This is a genomic window from Collinsella sp. AM17-1 (assembly GCF_003470665.1).
Classification (GTDB): Bacteria; Actinomycetota; Coriobacteriia; order Coriobacteriales; family Coriobacteriaceae; genus Collinsella.
Genome location: NZ_QRJZ01000022.1, coordinates 25,119 through 41,660 on the forward strand (window position 1 = coordinate 25,119; position 16,542 = coordinate 41,660).

15 protein-coding genes are annotated in these 16,542 nt (G+C 59.4%); all 15 read left to right on the plus strand.

From position 1 onward, the window contains the following. Positions 1–52 precede the first annotated feature (52 nt). The 15 genes from DW195_RS09030 (at position 53) to DW195_RS09100 (ending at position 16,421) form a co-directional block, all read left to right on the plus strand. Positions 53–973, plus strand: coding sequence for a dihydrodipicolinate synthase family protein (locus DW195_RS09030; RefSeq protein ID WP_089573615.1), 921 nt, complete (start codon positions 53–55; stop codon positions 971–973). A 171-nt stretch (positions 974–1,144) separates the two neighbouring features. Continuing rightward, on the plus strand, positions 1,145–2,110 hold the full coding sequence (locus tag DW195_RS09035) for an ROK family protein (protein ID WP_022094876.1): 966 nt from the start codon (positions 1,145–1,147) through the stop codon (positions 2,108–2,110). Positions 2,111–2,250: 140 nt separating this feature from the next. Beyond that, entirely contained in the window at positions 2,251–2,937 is a 687-nt protein-coding gene (locus tag DW195_RS09040) for an N-acetylmannosamine-6-phosphate 2-epimerase (protein WP_022094877.1), read from the plus strand. 101 nt (positions 2,938–3,038) lie between these two features. Beyond that, positions 3,039–3,959, plus strand: coding sequence for an RNase adapter RapZ (rapZ, locus tag DW195_RS09045; RefSeq protein WP_117770487.1), 921 nt, complete (start codon positions 3,039–3,041; stop codon positions 3,957–3,959). A gap of 6 nt (positions 3,960–3,965) precedes the next feature. Further along, positions 3,966–4,895, plus strand: coding sequence for a DNA-binding protein WhiA (gene whiA, locus DW195_RS09050; RefSeq protein ID WP_117770486.1), 930 nt, complete (start codon positions 3,966–3,968; stop codon positions 4,893–4,895). 193 nt (positions 4,896–5,088) lie between these two features. Next, positions 5,089–6,114, plus strand: coding sequence for a type I glyceraldehyde-3-phosphate dehydrogenase (gap, locus tag DW195_RS09055; protein WP_099431436.1), 1,026 nt, complete (start codon positions 5,089–5,091; stop codon positions 6,112–6,114). A gap of 140 nt (positions 6,115–6,254) precedes the next feature. Then, positions 6,255–7,445 carry a phosphoglycerate kinase gene (pgk, locus tag DW195_RS09060; RefSeq protein ID WP_099431437.1) on the plus strand — a complete coding sequence of 397 codons (1,191 nt, stop codon included), beginning with the start codon at positions 6,255–6,257 and terminating at the stop codon, positions 7,443–7,445. Then, a complete protein-coding gene (tpiA, locus tag DW195_RS09065; RefSeq protein WP_022094882.1) occupies positions 7,438–8,205 on the plus strand; it encodes a triose-phosphate isomerase in 768 nt (255 codons plus the stop codon). Before pgk ends, tpiA begins: the two co-directional genes overlap by 8 nt. A gap of 5 nt (positions 8,206–8,210) precedes the next feature. Then, positions 8,211–9,764, plus strand: a complete 1,554-nt coding sequence (gene gpmI, locus DW195_RS09070; protein WP_118206507.1) for a 2,3-bisphosphoglycerate-independent phosphoglycerate mutase — start codon at positions 8,211–8,213, stop codon at positions 9,762–9,764. Between the two features lie 164 nt (positions 9,765–9,928). Next, positions 9,929–10,183 carry a preprotein translocase subunit SecG gene (gene secG / locus DW195_RS09075; protein ID WP_006236144.1) on the plus strand — a complete coding sequence of 85 codons (255 nt, stop codon included), beginning with the start codon at positions 9,929–9,931 and terminating at the stop codon, positions 10,181–10,183. 293 nt (positions 10,184–10,476) lie between these two features. Then, positions 10,477–12,153 (plus strand): ABC transporter substrate-binding protein, encoded by a 1,677-nt coding sequence (locus DW195_RS09080; protein WP_233540853.1) that lies wholly within the window; start codon positions 10,477–10,479, stop codon positions 12,151–12,153. Positions 12,154–12,310: 157 nt separating this feature from the next. Beyond that, complete coding sequence (locus tag DW195_RS09085; RefSeq protein WP_117635931.1) at positions 12,311–13,348, plus strand: ABC transporter permease; 1,038 nt, start codon at positions 12,311–12,313, stop codon at positions 13,346–13,348. Between the two features lie 14 nt (positions 13,349–13,362). After that, positions 13,363–14,298: an ABC transporter permease gene (locus tag DW195_RS09090; protein WP_117776113.1), complete on the plus strand. Its 936-nt coding sequence runs from the start codon at positions 13,363–13,365 to the stop codon at positions 14,296–14,298. 2 nt (positions 14,299–14,300) lie between these two features. Continuing rightward, positions 14,301–15,392, plus strand: a complete 1,092-nt coding sequence (locus DW195_RS09095; protein WP_117564867.1) for an ABC transporter ATP-binding protein — start codon at positions 14,301–14,303, stop codon at positions 15,390–15,392. Then, positions 15,393–16,421 (plus strand): ABC transporter ATP-binding protein, encoded by a 1,029-nt coding sequence (locus DW195_RS09100; protein ID WP_117564866.1) that lies wholly within the window; start codon positions 15,393–15,395, stop codon positions 16,419–16,421. Positions 16,422–16,542 lie beyond the last annotated feature (121 nt).

Below are 16,542 nucleotides of genomic sequence, written 5' to 3' on the forward strand. Positions count from 1 at the left end.
CAACAAGAGTGGGTGGCATAGGGCCGCCCGCCAGACAGCTAAGGAGATTCTTGTGGCAACTCAGAAATTCACCGGCGTTATCCCTCCCGTCGTTGTTCCCGATACCGAAGATCACCAGCTCGACGTTGCCTCCTTTGAGCGCAGCATCAACCGCATGATCGATGCCGGCGTCGATGGCCTGTTCTTCTTGGGATCCTCGGGCGAGGTCGTCTTCTCCACCGACGAGCGCCGTCGCCAGATTATCGCCGAGGCCGTTCGTATCGTCGACCACCGCGTTCCCGTTCTGGTCGGCATCATCGACACCGAGACCGAGCGCATGATCGAGCACGGTAAGGTCGCTCAGGAGCTGGGCGCCGATGCCCTCGTCGCCACCTGCCCGTTCTATGCCCTGCAGGGCATGACCGAGGTCGAGGAGCACTTCCGCATCCTGCATGAGGAGCTCGACCTGCCCATCTTCGCTTACGACATCCCCGTGTGCGTCCACACCAAGCTCCCCTGGAAGCTCCTTGCCAAGCTCGGTGCCGAGGGCGTTCTGGCCGGCGTCAAGGATTCCTCGGGTGATGACATCTCGTTCCGCTACCTCGTTCAGGAGAACGAGAAGAACGGCCATCCGATGAGCATCCTCACCGGTCACGAGGTTGTTGTCGACGGCGCTTACCTCGGTGGTGCCGACGGTTCCGTCCCGGGCCTCGCCAACGTTGAGCCTGAGGGCTACGTGCGTCAATGGAAGGCCGCTCAGGCTGGTGACTGGGCTACCGTCAAGGCCGAGCAGGATCGCCTCAATGAGATTTCGCACATCTGGGATGTCACCTCGGGCGTCCAGGGCTATGCCGGTGGCGTCGGCGCCTTCAAGACTGCTATGAACCTCATGGGTATCTTCGACAGCCCGACCATGCCGCGCCCGGTGAAGGCCATGACCGGCGAGAACGTCGAGGCGATTAGGAAGGTCCTTCAGGACAACGGTCTCCTGTAAAGCTTCCCAGGCACCCGACCTCGCCGTTCAACCGTGTGGTCATGACCCATTAGGTCAATGGCCACACGGTTTCTCGGCGATCTCGGACACCTGGAAAACCTTTACTGCGCTGTGACGGCTAGCCTGACGGCGCATTTCCTGTAGTTGTTTTTATCTCCGAAGGAGAGCGACATGGAGAACAAGTACGTCTGCTCTGTCGATATCGGCGGAACTAAGATCGCGACTGCCATCATGGAGTACCCGGCTGACGGCAGCGTGCCCCATCCTGTTTTTGAGGCCGAGGTTCCTACCGAGGCCCAGGAGGGCGGCGAGGCCGTCTTCCAGCGTATCGAGGCGTCCATCAAGGCTGCTCTCGAGGCGAATCCCGATGTCGAGGTCCTTGGCGTCGGTATCGGTGCCGCCGGCGTCGTCGATCCCAAGACGGGCGCCATCGCGTATGCCAACGAGATCATGCCCGGCTGGTCCGGCGTTCAGTTGGGGCCGCGTCTGCGCGAGGACCTCGGTCTTCCCGTTGCCGTTGTAGGCGACGTGCAGGCTCATGCACTGGGCGAGGCCCACTGGGGCGTCGGCAAGGGTAAGTTCTCCGTCTTGTGTCTTGGCATCGGTACGGGCATCGGCGGCGCATATGTCGAGAACGGCCGCGTGATGCAGGGCTTCCATGGTGCTGCTGGCCATATGGGCCACATCGAGTGCTCGGCTGCCGCCGGCATTCCCTGCGCCTGCGGGCGTTCCGGCCATCTGGAGTCGGTTGCTTCGGGCACTTCCATTGGTCGTATGTACGATGAGCGCTTTGGCCGTGTCGACCCCAGCCGTCCTTCGGTCGGTCGCGATGTGAACGACCTGTGCCGTGCAGGCGACGCAAAGGCGACCGAGGTCATCCATGATGCCGGCTTTGCGTTGGGTGCCAGCTTGGGCTCGCTCGCTAACATCCTGGACCCTGAGGTCATCGTGCTTTCGGGCGGCGTGATTCACCAAGGTCCCGATTGGCGTTCGCAGACGTGGAAGGATTCGGTGCACGAGGGCTATGCCAGCCAGGCGCTCGATCCGCTTCAGGACACGCCGATCCTCATCGGTTCTCTGGAGGGCGATGCTCCGCTCATCGGTGCCGCCGAACACCTTCTTGCGTCGTTGAAGTAAACATAACTACCAAGTGCGCCTTCTGAGGTGCCGCAGATTGACGTGAAAGAGGAGCGAAGCGTACTTCGGTACGCGAGCGACGGTTTGAACGTCAAGGTGCGGTGTCTCAGAAGGCTGTTTTGAGAAAGGTTGAGTCGAACATGACCGTCGATCCTTTGATTCAATCCCTGAAGGGCAAGCTCGTCGTGAGCGTTCAGGCGTATATGGGCGAGCCGCTTCGTACGCCCGAGACCATGGCTCAAATGTCTCGCGCTTGCGAGCTTGGCGGCGCCGCCGCCATTCGCTGTCAGGGCCTTGCCGACATTGCCGCCATTAAGGGTCGCTGTGAGGTTCCTGTTATCGGCCTGTGGAAGGATGGGCACGAGGGCGTTTACATCACGCCGACGCTGCGTCACGCTCGCGCCTGCGTTGCCGCGGGTGCCGATATCGTGGCGATCGATGCCACCGATCGTCCGCGTCCCGATGGCAAGACCGTCGAGGACACCTTCCGTCCGCTGCACGAGGAGGGTGTGCTCCTGATGGCGGATTGTGCCACCATCGAGGACATTCGCCGTGCGGTTGATATGGGCTTCGACCTTGTATCCACCACGCTTTCTCATGGTGTCGCCGCCATCGACTGCACCATGGCCGATGGCCCCGATCTTCCGCTTCTGCGTCAGGCGACCGAGGAATTCCCCGGTCTTCCCATCATCTGCGAGGGCCGTGTGCACACGCCCGAGGAGGCTCGCGCCGCGATCGATGCTGGCGCTTGGGCCGTTGTCGTCGGCACTGCCATCACGCATCCCACGAGTATTACGAGTTGGTTCAAGGCTGCGCTTGAGGCGTAAGACAGGCCTCGTATCCGCTCGGGGCGGTATACTCAATATAGGCAATTGACCGCGCGGGATCCGGGTTGCTGGGTCCCGCGCTTGTTTTCGGGAGGCAACACATGCAAAAGGGAGATGCCATGGATGCGGCGGAGCGCTCGGAGCGCATCCCCGATATCGTCATCATCACCGGAATGTCCGGATCGGGCCGCACGCAGGCCATGCACGTGTTCGAGGACATGGGCTATTTTTGCATCGATAACCTGCCTCCGCGTCTGATCGCCCAGCTTGCCGAGCTCGTCGGCATCAATACGGGCGTGGGCAGGCATCTCGCCGTCACCTGCGATTTGCGTAGCCAGGGACTGTTTGACGAGTTGCTCGATGCGGTCGCCGCGCTCGAAGAACGCGAGATGAGCTGCGACATCGTGTTCCTAGAGGCTTCTGACGAGGTGCTGATCCGTCGTTATAGCGAAAACCGCCGCCGTCATCCCATTGCCAAACCGGGGGAGACTACGGCCGATGCCATTCAGCGCGAGCGCCTTCAGCTGCAGGGCGTGCGCGATCGAGCCGATATGATTATCGACACGAGCCGTCTGCGCACCTCTGCGCTGCGCAACAAGCTACGTATGGCATTTTCCGAACTGTCCGACCAACAGCTCATGGACGTCCATGTGTTCTCGTTTGGCTTTAAGCACGGCATGCCCGTCGAGGCGGACATTATGATCGACGTCCGCTTCCTGCCCAATCCGTTCTACGATCCCGAGATGCGCACGATGACCGGTCTCGATAAAAAGGTCTCGGATTTTGTTCTGGACCATCCCAAGACGCAGGAGTTTTGGAAGGCTTGGACACGGCTACTCGATACGGTGATGCCGGGCTATATCGCGGAGGGTAAACCGCAGCTTTCTATCGCCATCGGCTGCACGGGCGGACAGCACCGTAGCGTCGCCATTGCCGAGGCCACGGCCCGTTACCTGGAAGGCGCCCAGTATCACGTGAGCATCTCCCACCGCGATCTGTCGCGCGCCAACACGAAGGCATAGGCCTGCATGTCGTTTACCGCTGAGGTGCGCGACGAGCTTGCGCGCTGCGAACCCGAATGTGAATACTGCGACTTGTCGACACTTGCCGCCCTCACGCGCGTGAGTGGTACGCTCTCGCTTACCGGCTCTGGGCGGTATCGTTTGACGGTTGCGACTGAGACGGGAGCCGTCGCACGCACGATGATCACGCTGACACATCGCATCCTTAAGCTCAAAACGGAATTCACCGTTCGTAAATCGGTCTTGCATAAGGTCCGTAATTATCTCATTACCCTGCCCGATCAACCCGACCTGGACAAGGCTCTGGTGCTGCTGGGCATTCTAGACCGCAGGGGAGGGCTCGTCGCTGGTGTTCCCCGACACATCGTTGCCCGTCCCTGCTGCAGGCTTGCCTACATCCGCGGCGCGCTCATCGCGGGTGGCTTCGTGGCCGATCCGCGCGGCGATTTTCATTTGGAGATCGCGGTGCAGGGCGAGCAATATGCTAAGGGGCTTTGCGACCTGTTGGGGCAGATTGGGGTCCATGCTCGTGTTAATGCACGGCGGGGGTCATATGCCGTGTACATTAAGAGCGCCGAGGAAATCGAGCATCTATTAAAGCTGATTGGTGCCAAGCGCAGCGTTGCCGAGATTGAGGAGGCGCGCGCGGTCAAGTTGGTTAAGAACGATGTGAACCGTCGCGTGAACGCCGAGCTCGCCAACCAGACCAGAAGCGCCGGTGCTGCCCAACATCAGCTTGCGCTTATCGATGAGCTCGAGCAGCGCGGCCTTCGCGATGCGCTTCCGGATGCCTTGGCGGTCTTTTGCGACCTGCGCGAGCGCTATCCCGATCTGTCGCTGCGTGATTTAGGGGAGATGGCTGACCCTCCCTTGTCGAAGTCGGCCCTCTACCATCGTGTTTTACGTCTTGAAAAGCTCATTGAAGCAAACAAGTAGTTTAAAGTATTGACGTATATACGGATTTAGCTGCTATTTTATTCTTTAAAACGTTTTAACGTAAATTTGATTTTCAATTTCGAGCATTCTCGTGAAATTCAAGTCAAAAAAAAGGTATATTAGGCGAGTGGTTAGTTTGTGGGCCTCAACGGCGGGCGCTGTAGCTTGCGGGGGCCTTACGAAAGGAGACACAATGGCAGTAAAGGTTGCTATTAACGGCTTCGGTCGCATCGGTCGTCTGGCTTTCCGTCAGATGTTCGGTCATGAGGGCTCCGAGATTGTCGCTATCAACGACCTCACCTCTCCCGATATGCTCGCTTACCTGCTGAAGTACGACTCCACGCAGGGCAACTACGCTCGCGATCACGAGGTCGTTGCTGGCGAGGATTCCATCACCGTTGACGGCAAGGAGATCAAGATCTACAAGGAGGCCGACGCCAACAACCTGCCTTGGGGCGACCTCGACGTCGACGTCGTTCTCGAGTGCACCGGCTTCTACACCAGCAAGGCTAAGGCTCAGGCCCACATCAACGCTGGCGCCAAGAAGGTCGTCATCTCCGCTCCGGCCGGCAGCGATCTGCCCACCATCGTGTACAACGTCAACCACGAGACGCTGACCGCTGAGGACAACATCATCTCCGCTGCTTCCTGCACCACCAACTGCCTCGCCCCGATGGCCAAGGGTCTGAACGACTTCGCTCCCATCGTGTCCGGCATCATGACCACCATTCACGCCTGGACCGGCGACCAGATGCCGCTCGACGGCCCGCAGCGCAAGGGCAACAAGCGTCGTAGCCGCGCCTGCGCCGTCAACATCGTCCCCAACACCACCGGTGCTGCCAAGGCTATCGGCCTGGTTCTCCCCGAGCTCAACGGTAAGCTCATCGGTGCCGCCCAGCGCGTCCCGACGCCGACCGGCTCCATCACCAACCTCTACGCTGTCGTTGACAAGAAGGTCACCGTCGACGAGGTCAACGCCGCTATGAAGGCCTACGCTTCCACCATCTCCGAGACCTTCGGTTACAACGAGGACGACATCGTCTCCACCGACATCATCGGCGAGACCCACGGCTCCATCTTCGACGCCACTCAGACCATGTGCTCTGACCTCGGCAACGGCCAGACCCTCGTTCAGGTCACCTCTTGGTACGACAACGAGAACTCTTACACCTCTCAGATGGTCCGCACCATCAAGTACTTCGAGAAGTTCGTTGCTTAATTTAGCTTTTAGCGAATAGCTCGTTGAGCGTCTAAAGAAGGGCGCGGCCTTATAGGGCTTACACCCTAGGGTCGCGCCCTTTTTATAGGAAATCGTCTGCCGTAATGGGAGGCAGACACGTACGAAAGGTAGAAGCAAACATGGCCTTTACCAAGAAGACCGTCCGCGACATCGATGTCGACGGCAAGCGCGTTCTCGTCCGCGTTGACTTCAACGTGCCTATCAAGGATGGCGTCGTTGGCGACACCACCCGCATCAAGGCTGCCCTGCCCACCATCAACTACCTCGTTGAGCACAACGCTCGCGTCATCCTCATGAGCCACCTCGGCCGTCCCGAGGGCACCGGCTTCCAGCCTGAGCTCTCCCTTGAGCCTGTCGCCAAGAAGCTCGCTGAGCTCTCTGGTCTCGATGTTGCCTTTGTCGCCGACACCTACGGCGAGAAGGCTGCTGAGGCTGTCGCCGCCGTCGAGCCGGGCAAGGTCCTCGTTCTCGAGAACGTCCGTTTCGACAAGCGTGAGAAGAAGAACGATCCCGAGATCGCCAAGAAGCTCGCTTCCTATGGTGACGTCTTCGTTCTCGATGCCTTCGGCACCGCTCACCGCGCCCAGGGTTCCGTCGTGGGCCCCGCCGCTTACCTGCCTGCCGTCGCCGGCTTCCTGCTCGAGAAGGAGGTCGACACGCTGACCGGCATCTTCGCCGAGCCCGAGCGCCCCTTCGTCGCTATCGTCGGCGGTTCCAAGGTTTCTTCCAAGATCGGCGTTCTCGATCACCTCATCGACTCCGCTGACACCCTGATCATCGGTGGCGGCATGGCCTACACCTTCTTCCTGGCTCAGGGCCTGACCGTCGGTCAGTCCCTCAAGGAAGAGGACTGGGTCGAGCGCGCCGGCGAGATGCTCAAGAAGGCCGAGGAAAAGGGCGTCAAGATCCTGCTCCCCATCGACAACCGCGTTGCCGATCACTTTGGCGAGGACGCTGTCCCCGAGGTTGTCGCTTCCGACGCTATCCCCGACGATCGTGAGGGCATGGACATCGGCCCCAAGACCGAGGAGCTCTACGCCGAGGCCGTCAAGGGCGCCAAGACCGTGTTCTGGAACGGCCCCATGGGCGTCTTCGAGTTCGACAACTTCGCTCACGGCACCCAGGCTATCGCCGAGGCCGTCGCCGAGGCCGACTGCACCTCGATCATCGGCGGTGGTGACTCTGTCGCGGCTGTCAACAAGTTCAACCTGGCCGACAAGATGAGCTGGATCTCCACCGGTGGTGGCGCTTCCATGGAGCTCGTCGAGGGTAAGGCCCTGCCCGGAGTGGAGGCGCTTCTCGATGCCTAATCGCACCCTTCTTATCGCTGGTAACTGGAAGATGAACAACGACGTCGCCGAGGCCGCCAAGCTCGCCGACGAGCTGGCTCAGGCTCTGCCCGAGGTTCCGGCTGGCGTCGAGGTGCTCGTCTGCCCTCCGACCATTGACATCACCACGGTTCATGACCGCATTCAGGCTGCCCCCATCGCCCTCGGTGCACAGAACGTGTACTGGGAGGCCAAGGGTGCCTTCACCGGTGAGTCCTCTTGCGACATGCTCAAGTCCGCTGGCTGCACCTACTGCATCATCGGTCACTCCGAGCGTCGCGACTACTTCCACGAGACCGACGAGGACCAGAACAAGAAGGCCAAGGCCCTCGTTGCCGCCGGTCTTGTTCCCGTCTTCTGCTGCGGCGAGTCCCTCGAGGTCCGCGAGGCTGGCACCTATGTCGAGCACGTCGTGAACCAGGTCAAGGCTGGCCTTGCTGGTCTTGAGATCACCTGCCCCAAGCAGGTCGTCGTCGCCTACGAGCCCATCTGGGCTATCGGCACCGGCAAGACCGCTACCGCCGAGGACGCTCAGGAGGTCTGCGGCGCTATCCGTGAGACCCTCAAGGAGATGTTCGGCGAGGAGCTCGCTAACGGCATCCGCGTTCTCTACGGCGGTTCCGCTAAGCCCGGCAACATTGCCGAGCTCGTCGCCAAGCCCGACGTTGACGGCGCCCTCGTGGGCGGCGCTTCGCTCAAGGCTGCCGACTTCGCCTCTATGGTCGTCAAGGCAGGCGAGTAGGACATATGGCACAGCGTCATCTTCCTGCACTCCTGATCATCATGGATGGCTGCGGCCTTGCTCCGGCTGATGGCGAGAACGCCGTCGCCGCTGCCAAGACGCCCTTCCTTGATAGCCTGTACGAGAAGTATCCTCACACCACGCTCGGTGCTTCGGGCGAGGACGTGGGCCTTCCCGACGGTCAGATGGGCAACTCCGAGGTGGGTCACCTCAACATCGGTGCCGGTCGCATCGTGTTCCAGGAGCTTTCGCGCATCAACAACGCCATCAAGGACGGCTCCATCGCCAAGAACGAGGTCTTCGTCAAGGCTATGGACGACGTCAAGGCCGAAGGCAAGACCCTGCACCTCATGGGCCTTATGAGCCCTGGCGGTGTTCATTCTCACATGAACCACGTCGAGGCCCTGGTCAAGATGGCTGCCGAGCACGGTGTCAAGACCGTTCGCGTCCACGCCTTCATGGATGGCCGCGACGTTGACCCGCAGTCCGGTGCCGGCTACATGAGCGAGTTCTGCGCCTTCCTGGCTAAGATCTCCGAGGAGACCGGTTGCGACGCTCGCGTTGCCACCGTCTCGGGCCGTTATTGGGCCATGGACCGCGATAATCGTTGGGAGCGCATCCAGCGCGCCTACGACGTCATGGTCAACGCGTCCGATGCTGACACCGACCCCGTTGCCGGTATCAAGGCCTACTACGAGAAGGATCCGCGCGGCGACGAGTTCGTCGAGCCCTTCGCTGCCCACAACGAGGGCATCCACGAGGGCGACGCGGCCATCTTCTTCAACTTCCGTCCCGACCGCGCTCGTCAGATGACCCGCGTGTTCACGGACAAGGAGTTCGACGGCTTTGAGCGCGAGCAGATTAAGCTTTCGCACTTTGTGACGATGACCGAGTACGATCCGACGTTTGACGTTGAGGTCGCCTTCCCCAAGACGTTCCCCGAGAACGTCCTGGCCGACGTTATCGCCACCAACGGCCTGAAGCAGCTGCACACCGCCGAGACCGAGAAGTACGCCCACGTGACGTTCTTCCTCAACGGCGGCATCGAGGAGCCCAAGGAGGGCGAGGAGCGCGTGCTCGTCGCTTCCCCCAAGGTCGCTACCTACGATCTGCAGCCTGAGATGAGCGCTCCCGAGGTTACTGAGAAGCTTGTCGCCGCCATCAACGAGGATCGCGCTGATTTCTACATCGTGAACTTCGCGAACTGCGACATGGTTGGTCACACCGGTGTCTTCGACGCCGCCGTTAAGGCCGTCGAGGCTGTTGACGATGCCCTGTCCAAGGTTGTCCCGGCGATTCTCGCCAAGGGCGGCTTTGCGCTGATTACCGCCGACCACGGCAACGCCGATCACATGTTTGACGTTGCTTCCGACGGTTCTAAGCATCCGTTTACGGCTCACACCACCAACCGCGTGCCGTTCATCATCGTTGATGAGAAGGCCAAGCTCACTGGTATCGAGGACGGCCGTCTTTCCGATATCGCTCCGACCATGCTCACCATGGCTGGTATTGAGCCTTCCGCCGAGATGACGGGCCGCGTGCTCGCCACCGAGGCCTAATAGAAAACAAATACCGTTTTCTAGTAAGGGGGTTGTCCACAACCGGACAACCCCCTTTTTGGTATTTCTGCCATTTCCGCCCCGTCCTTGAGTGGCAGGTAGGGGAGAGCGGGGGATTGTGGTACAGTACTGGCGTTTGAACTGTTCTATTAAGGAGCTTATCTATGGGTCCGTTCCAGATTCTTCTGTTTGTCGTTTGGGCTGTCTCTGCCGTGGCGCTGACGATTCTCGTCCTGATGCATTCCGGTAAGGGCACCGGCGTTTCGGATATGATCGCTAGCTCGCTGTATAACTCCAGCTCTGCCACGGGCGTCATGGAGCAGAACCTCGATCGCCTGACGGTAATTATGGCCGTTGTTTTTGCCGTGTGCGTCGTCCTGTGCATGTTCTTCTTCCCGCAGGGCATCGTCGGCTACTAAGCATCGGCGTATATACGTTTGAAAAGGGTCCCGCATGTGCGGGGCCCTTTTTGTTTACAGACTTGTAACAGAGTCAAAATATCCCCACATACTTCGCCCAACTAAAGAAATTCTCGACCGTTAACCGGAATTAGCCCCAAATCGTGCATAAAATGCGCTACTGTATTGCAAAACGTTGGTCTGTTGTGCATAACCAGCCATAGCAACGGACGGCGTTTTGATGGTTCGGATCGGATTGCCTCGACATGTGTCCGACTGAACATTTCTTTGTCCTATCTCATAAGGAGGATGGCATGGCTGATTCTATGTTCCACCAGCCCGTTATGGGTCGTCGCGCCTTTGTTGGCGGCACCCTTGCTGCGAGCTCCATGGCTTTTCTTGCCGCATGCGGCAAGAAGGGCGGCGACGCTTCCGGTTCTGAGTCCGGTTCGACGCTGAACTTCTACATCAACAACCCGGTCTGCATCGACCCCTACAATGTCCAGGAGGACCAGGGCACTCAGGTCGAGTACCAGCTCTTTGACGCTCTGACCTCTTATGACGCCGAGAAGGGCGAGATCGTTCCGCTGGCTTGCGAGTCCTTCGAGGCCAACGACGACGCCACCGAGTTTACCTTCAAGATCAAGAAGGCCAAGTTCCATAACGGTGACGACGTTACCTCCAAGTCGTTCAAGCTCGGTTGGGAGCGTCTGGTCAACACCAAGTCGGCCATCGCTACCGAGTATGGCCCGTCCGAGGTTTCCTATCACCTTTCCATGGTCGAGGGCTATGACGATCTGCTTGCCGGTAACGCTACTGAGCTCAGCGGTGTTACCTGCCCCGACGATGAGACCCTCGTCGTCAAGCTGTCTTCCGCTTACGCCGACTTCCCCTTCGTCGCCTCTCACCCGGCTCTGGCCCCGGTTCCCGAGTGCGCCGAGTCCGATGCCAAGAGCTTCTATCTTGCACCGGTCGGTAACGGCCCGTTCATGATGGACGGCAAGTGGGAGGATGGTCAGGAGATCAACCTCAAGAAGTTCGACGATTACTATGGCGACAAGGCCAAGATCGATGGCATCCACTTCCAGGTCATCAAGGACATGGAGACTGCTTACAAGGAGTTCCAGGCCGGTAACCTCGACGTCTGCGACGTTCCCGTTGCTCAGATCGACGCCGCCAAGAAGGATCGCGGCGTGTCCAAGGACGGCTACACCATGGGCGACGGCGAGCGCATGCTGCTCGGCTCCGAGCCTTCCACCTACTACCTGACCTGCAACAACACGGCCGAGCCGTTCAACAACGCCGACCTGCGCAGGGGGATCTCCCTGGCCATTAACCGTGAGGCCATCTGCAAGACCATCTTCAAGGGTACCCGTACCCCCGCCGACGGCATTGTTCCTCCGGGCATCGATGGCTACAAGGAGGGCGCATGGGAGTTCTGCGCCTACGACGTCGACAAGGCTAACGAGTACCTCGACAAGGTCGCTCCCGCTGGCGCTAACGGCGATCGTGGCATCAATGTGACCCTGTCCTACAACCAGGACGGTGGCCACAAGGAGATCATGGAGTCCATCATCGGCGACCTCGCCAAGGTGGGCGTCACCGCCGTCTCCGATACTCCCGAGTGGTCTGCCCTGCTCGAGCAGTATCAGAACTTCAACTATCAGTTCGGCCGTCTGGGCTGGATCGCCGATTACCCGATCATGGACAACTTCCTGTACCCGCTGTTCCACTCCGACTCCCTCGGTGGCGACAACCGCTCTGGTTACAACAACCCCGAGTTCGATGCCAAGGTCGATGAGGCCCGTGCCACGGTTGACGACGACGAGCGCATCGCCAAGATGCAGGAGGCTGACGCTATGGTCGCCGCTGACTGCCCGGTTATCCCGGTGATGTTCTACACGCACACCATCGTCGGCTCCGATCGCGTCAAGTACCTCTATGTCGATCCGCAGAAGCACGCCGATCTGGGTACCGCTGAGCTCGCCTAAGAGTTTTGCAGCTTCCATGAGGGTCAAGTATTTACGTAGACCTCATGGGAAACATACAGTTCTCCCTAACCTGGGGTAAACTGGCTGATGGTAATTTTGGGATGCCGGTCTGGCGATCGGCATCCCATTTAGGTTAATCCCTAGATAGGGGAGTGGTATGGGTAAGTACATCGTTAAACGTGTGCTTCAGTTCATCCCGGTATTTTTGGGCGTTACGTTGATTCTGTTCGCCCTCCAGAATATTGTGCCGGGAGACCCGATCAAGCTGATCGGTGGAGACAAGGCTCTGTCCCCCGAGGTAGAGCTTCAACTTCGCGTGCGCTATCACCTGGTCCAGGCGGACGAGGACGGCAACGCGATCCTTGACGAGAACGGCGATCCCGTTCCAACGTCGCTTGTGGACCAATACTTGAATTACATGAATGGTCTGCTTCATGGCGATCTGGGCAATTCGTATCAGCGCAAGCTGCCGGTTGCGGAAATCTTTGCCCAGAAGTATCCGTATACGGTTAAACTCGCCGCGTGCGCCATTGTGCTCGAGGCAATCATGGGTATCGGTGCGGGTATCATTTCGGCGGTAAAGCGCTATTCCTTCTGGGATATTTTGGTAACGCTGACCACGTCGATCCTCGTTGCCGTTCCTGCATTCTGGCTCGGTATGCTGCTGCAGCTGTTCTTTGGCGTCATCCTTAAGGATGCCACCGGCGGCGCATTCTCCATGCCGATCTCGGGTGCCGGCGGCTCCAGCTCTCAGTATCAGGATTGGATGCACTATGTGCTTCCGACCATTACGCTGGCTTCGGTTTCGACCGCCTATGCTGCCCGCATCATGCGCTCGCAGCTACTCGACGTCATGAATCAGGATTACATCCGCACGGCAAAGGCCAAGGGTCTCTCCAATCGCGCGATCATCGTCAAGCATGCGCTTAAGAATGCACTCATCCCCGTTGTTACCTATATTGGTGTCGACTTCGGCGGCATGCTTTCGGGCGCCATCCTGACCGAGACGGTCTTTAACTGGCCCGGTATCGGCTCTGAGGTCTACCGCGCCATTAGCATGCGCGACTGGCCCATCGTTATGGGCGGCGTTACGCTCATTGTTGTCGTCGTTATGGTGATCAACCTTCTCGTCGACATTAGCTATGCATTCCTCGACCCGCGTATCCGCCTCGGCGGTCCGTCGGATAAGGCCTAAGGGAGGTACGTCTCATGCAGGAAACTGATTCTCAGTCTCAGGAGCAGGCTACCGCCACTAAGGCCGCATCTGCTCCCGCCAAGTCCCGCACGCTGTGGGGCGACGCTTTCAAGCGTCTTCGCAAGAATAAGCTCGCCGTTATCGGTATCTGCTGGATTATCATCGTCGTTTTGGTTGCCTTGACCGCAGACCTGTGGGCTAAGCCCTGGCTCGGGTCGCCGACGGCTTCTGACTCGACGACCATGGCCGAGACTTCGCTGCTGGCTCCGTGTGCCGAGCACCCGTTTGGTACCGACGCCCTTGGCCGCGACATTCTCGTCCGAGTTATCTACGGCGCGCGCGTTTCGCTTTCCGTCGGTATTATGGCCACCGCCATCTCCACGGTGATCGGTCTGATCATGGGCGCCCTGGCCGGTTTCTATGGCGGCATCTGGGATACGATCATCATGCGCTTCGCGGATATCTTCCTGGCGTTCCCGTACGTGCTGTTCGTTGTCGCCATGATCGCCGTTATCGGCCGTGGTCTTCAGAACGTCTTTATCGCCATCGGTATTCTCGGCTGGCCCTCGATTGCGCGCGTCTTCCGATCCGCGATCCTGACGGTCAAGGAAAACGACTATGTTGACGCTGCGCGCGCGATGGGCGCATCCGATGCTCGTATCGTCGTGCGTCACATCTTCCCGAACTCCGTCGCCTCCATCGTGGTCTACGCGACCATGAACATTGGTGGTGCCATTTTGACCGAGTCCGCTCTGTCCTTCCTCGGCATGGGCGTTATTCCGCCTACGCCTTCGTGGGGCTCCATGATTCAGGACGGTCAGCAGTATCTTCTGACTGCTCCCTGGATGATGATCATGCCCGGTCTGGCAATTCTCTCGACGGTGCTCGCCTTCACCCTGCTGGGTGACGGTCTGCGCGACGCCCTCGACGTCAAGATGAAGGACGCATAAGGATGAAGAAGAACAAGAACTATGTGGACCTGAAGGACCAGCCGGTTCCCGAGGGCCAGCATCTGCTCGAGGTCGATGACCTTAAGATGTATTTCCACACCGAAGATGGCGTTGTTCGCGCTGTCGACGGTGTCTCCTACACGCTCGATCGTGGCGAGACCCTCGGTGTCGTCGGTGAGTCCGGCTCCGGTAAGTCCGTGACCGCCATGACCATCATGGGTCTTATCTCGATGCCTCCGGGAAAGATTGAGGGCGGCGACGTTCGCTATCGCGGTCGTTCTATCCTCGAGATGACCGAGGAAGAGATGCAGCACATTCGCGGTAACGATATCGCGATGATTTTCCAGGATCCTATGACCTCCTTGAACCCGGTCTATAAGATCGGCAAGCAGGTGGGCGAGGGCCTTCGTCTGCACCGTGGCTACTCCAAGCAGGAGGCGCTCAAGCGCGCCACCGAGCTTTTGGACCTCGTGGGTATCCCCGAGCCCGAGAAGCGCGTCAATGAGTATCCGCACCAGTTCTCCGGCGGTATGCGTCAGCGCGTCATGATCGCTATGGCTCTTGCCTGCGATCCCGATATCCTGATTGCCGACGAGCCCACGACGGCTCTGGATGTTACCATTCAGGCTCAGATTATCGAGCTCATGCAGGAGATGCAGGAGAAGAACGGCAACGCCATTATTATGATTACCCATGACCTGGGCGTCGTCGCCGATATGGCCGATAAGATTATGGTTATGTACGCCGGCCGTCCCGTCGAGTTCGGTACTGCTGAGGAAATCTTCTACGAGAGCCGCCATCCCTACACCTGGGGTCTTATTCGCTCCATCCCGGAGCAGGCCATCGATGAGAAGAAGCCGCTGACGCCGATTCACGGCAACCCGCCTTCGCTCATGAACCTGCCCGAGGGCTGCGTCTTCTCTCCTCGCTGCCCCTATGCGACGGACAAGTGCCGCAAGCAGCGCCCCGAGCGCGTTGTCACCGAGTCCGGCCACTATTCTGCGTGCCATTATTCCGGTGACCCCGAGTTCCTCAAGAACGCCCCTGAGACGTCCCGCACGCGCAAGGATTCCAAGAAGGGAGGCGAGGCGTAAATGACAGACAATAACGAGCGCACTCCGCTGCTGAAGGTCGAGCATCTTTCTAAGGAGTTCCCCGCAGAGTCCGGCATGTTCGCCAAGCGTTTTTCCAAGCGCGTCGTCTCTGCTGTGAATGACATTTCGTTCGAGATTTATCCGGGCGAGACCTTTGGCCTGGTCGGCGAGTCTGGTTGCGGTAAGTCCACCACGGGCCGCACCATCATGCGCCTGACCAAGCCGACGGCAGGTAAGGTGTTCTTCCAGGGCAAAGACGTTGCCGAGATGAGCAAGCATGAGATCAAGGACATGCGTCGTGAGATGCAGTTCATCTTCCAGGACCCCTATGCTTCGCTCAATCCTCGTATGACCATCGGCGAGATCGTCTCCGAGCCCATGACTATTCATGGCGTGGGCACCAAGGAGGAGCGCATTGAGCGTGTCCGTGAGCTGCTGGACGTCGTCGGTCTGAACCCCGAGCACATCAACCGCTATCCGCACGAGTTCTCGGGCGGTCAGCGTCAGCGTGTCGGCATCGCCCGTGCGTTCGCTCTGAAGCCCAAGCTGATCATCTGCGACGAGCCCGTTTCCGCTCTGGATGTTTCCATTCAGGCCCAGGTTCTGAACCTGCTCAAGGAACTTCAGGACAAGTTCGGTACGGCCTATCTCTTCATTGCCCACGACCTGTCCGTCGTGCAGCACATCTCCGATCGCGTTGCCGTTATGTATCTGGGTAAGATGGTCGAGGTTTCGGACTGGAAGACGCTCTATAGCGAGCCTCACCATCCGTACACGCAGTCGCTGCTATCTGCCGTGCCGGTTCCCGATCCGGATATTCAGAAGACCCGCAAGCGCATCATCCTCGCCGGCGATCCGCCGTCGCCGCTGGATCCGCCGACCGGCTGCCGTTTCCACACGCGCTGCCCGATCGCGCAGGGCATCTGCTCCGAGAAGCTTCCTGAGTTTAAGGAAGTTGCCCCGGGCCACTGCTGCGCGTGCCACTTCGCCGAGCCGTTCCCGATCAAGGAATCGCACATCGACCTGTAGTCGGTTGTTCTCGTCCGGGCCCGCCCTGGTGTTGCTTTTCAGAACGTCCTCGGACATGTCGGAAGCCCCGCTGCGCGCTACGCGCTGTGGGGCTTCCTCCGTCCTGCGGAATGTTCTGAAA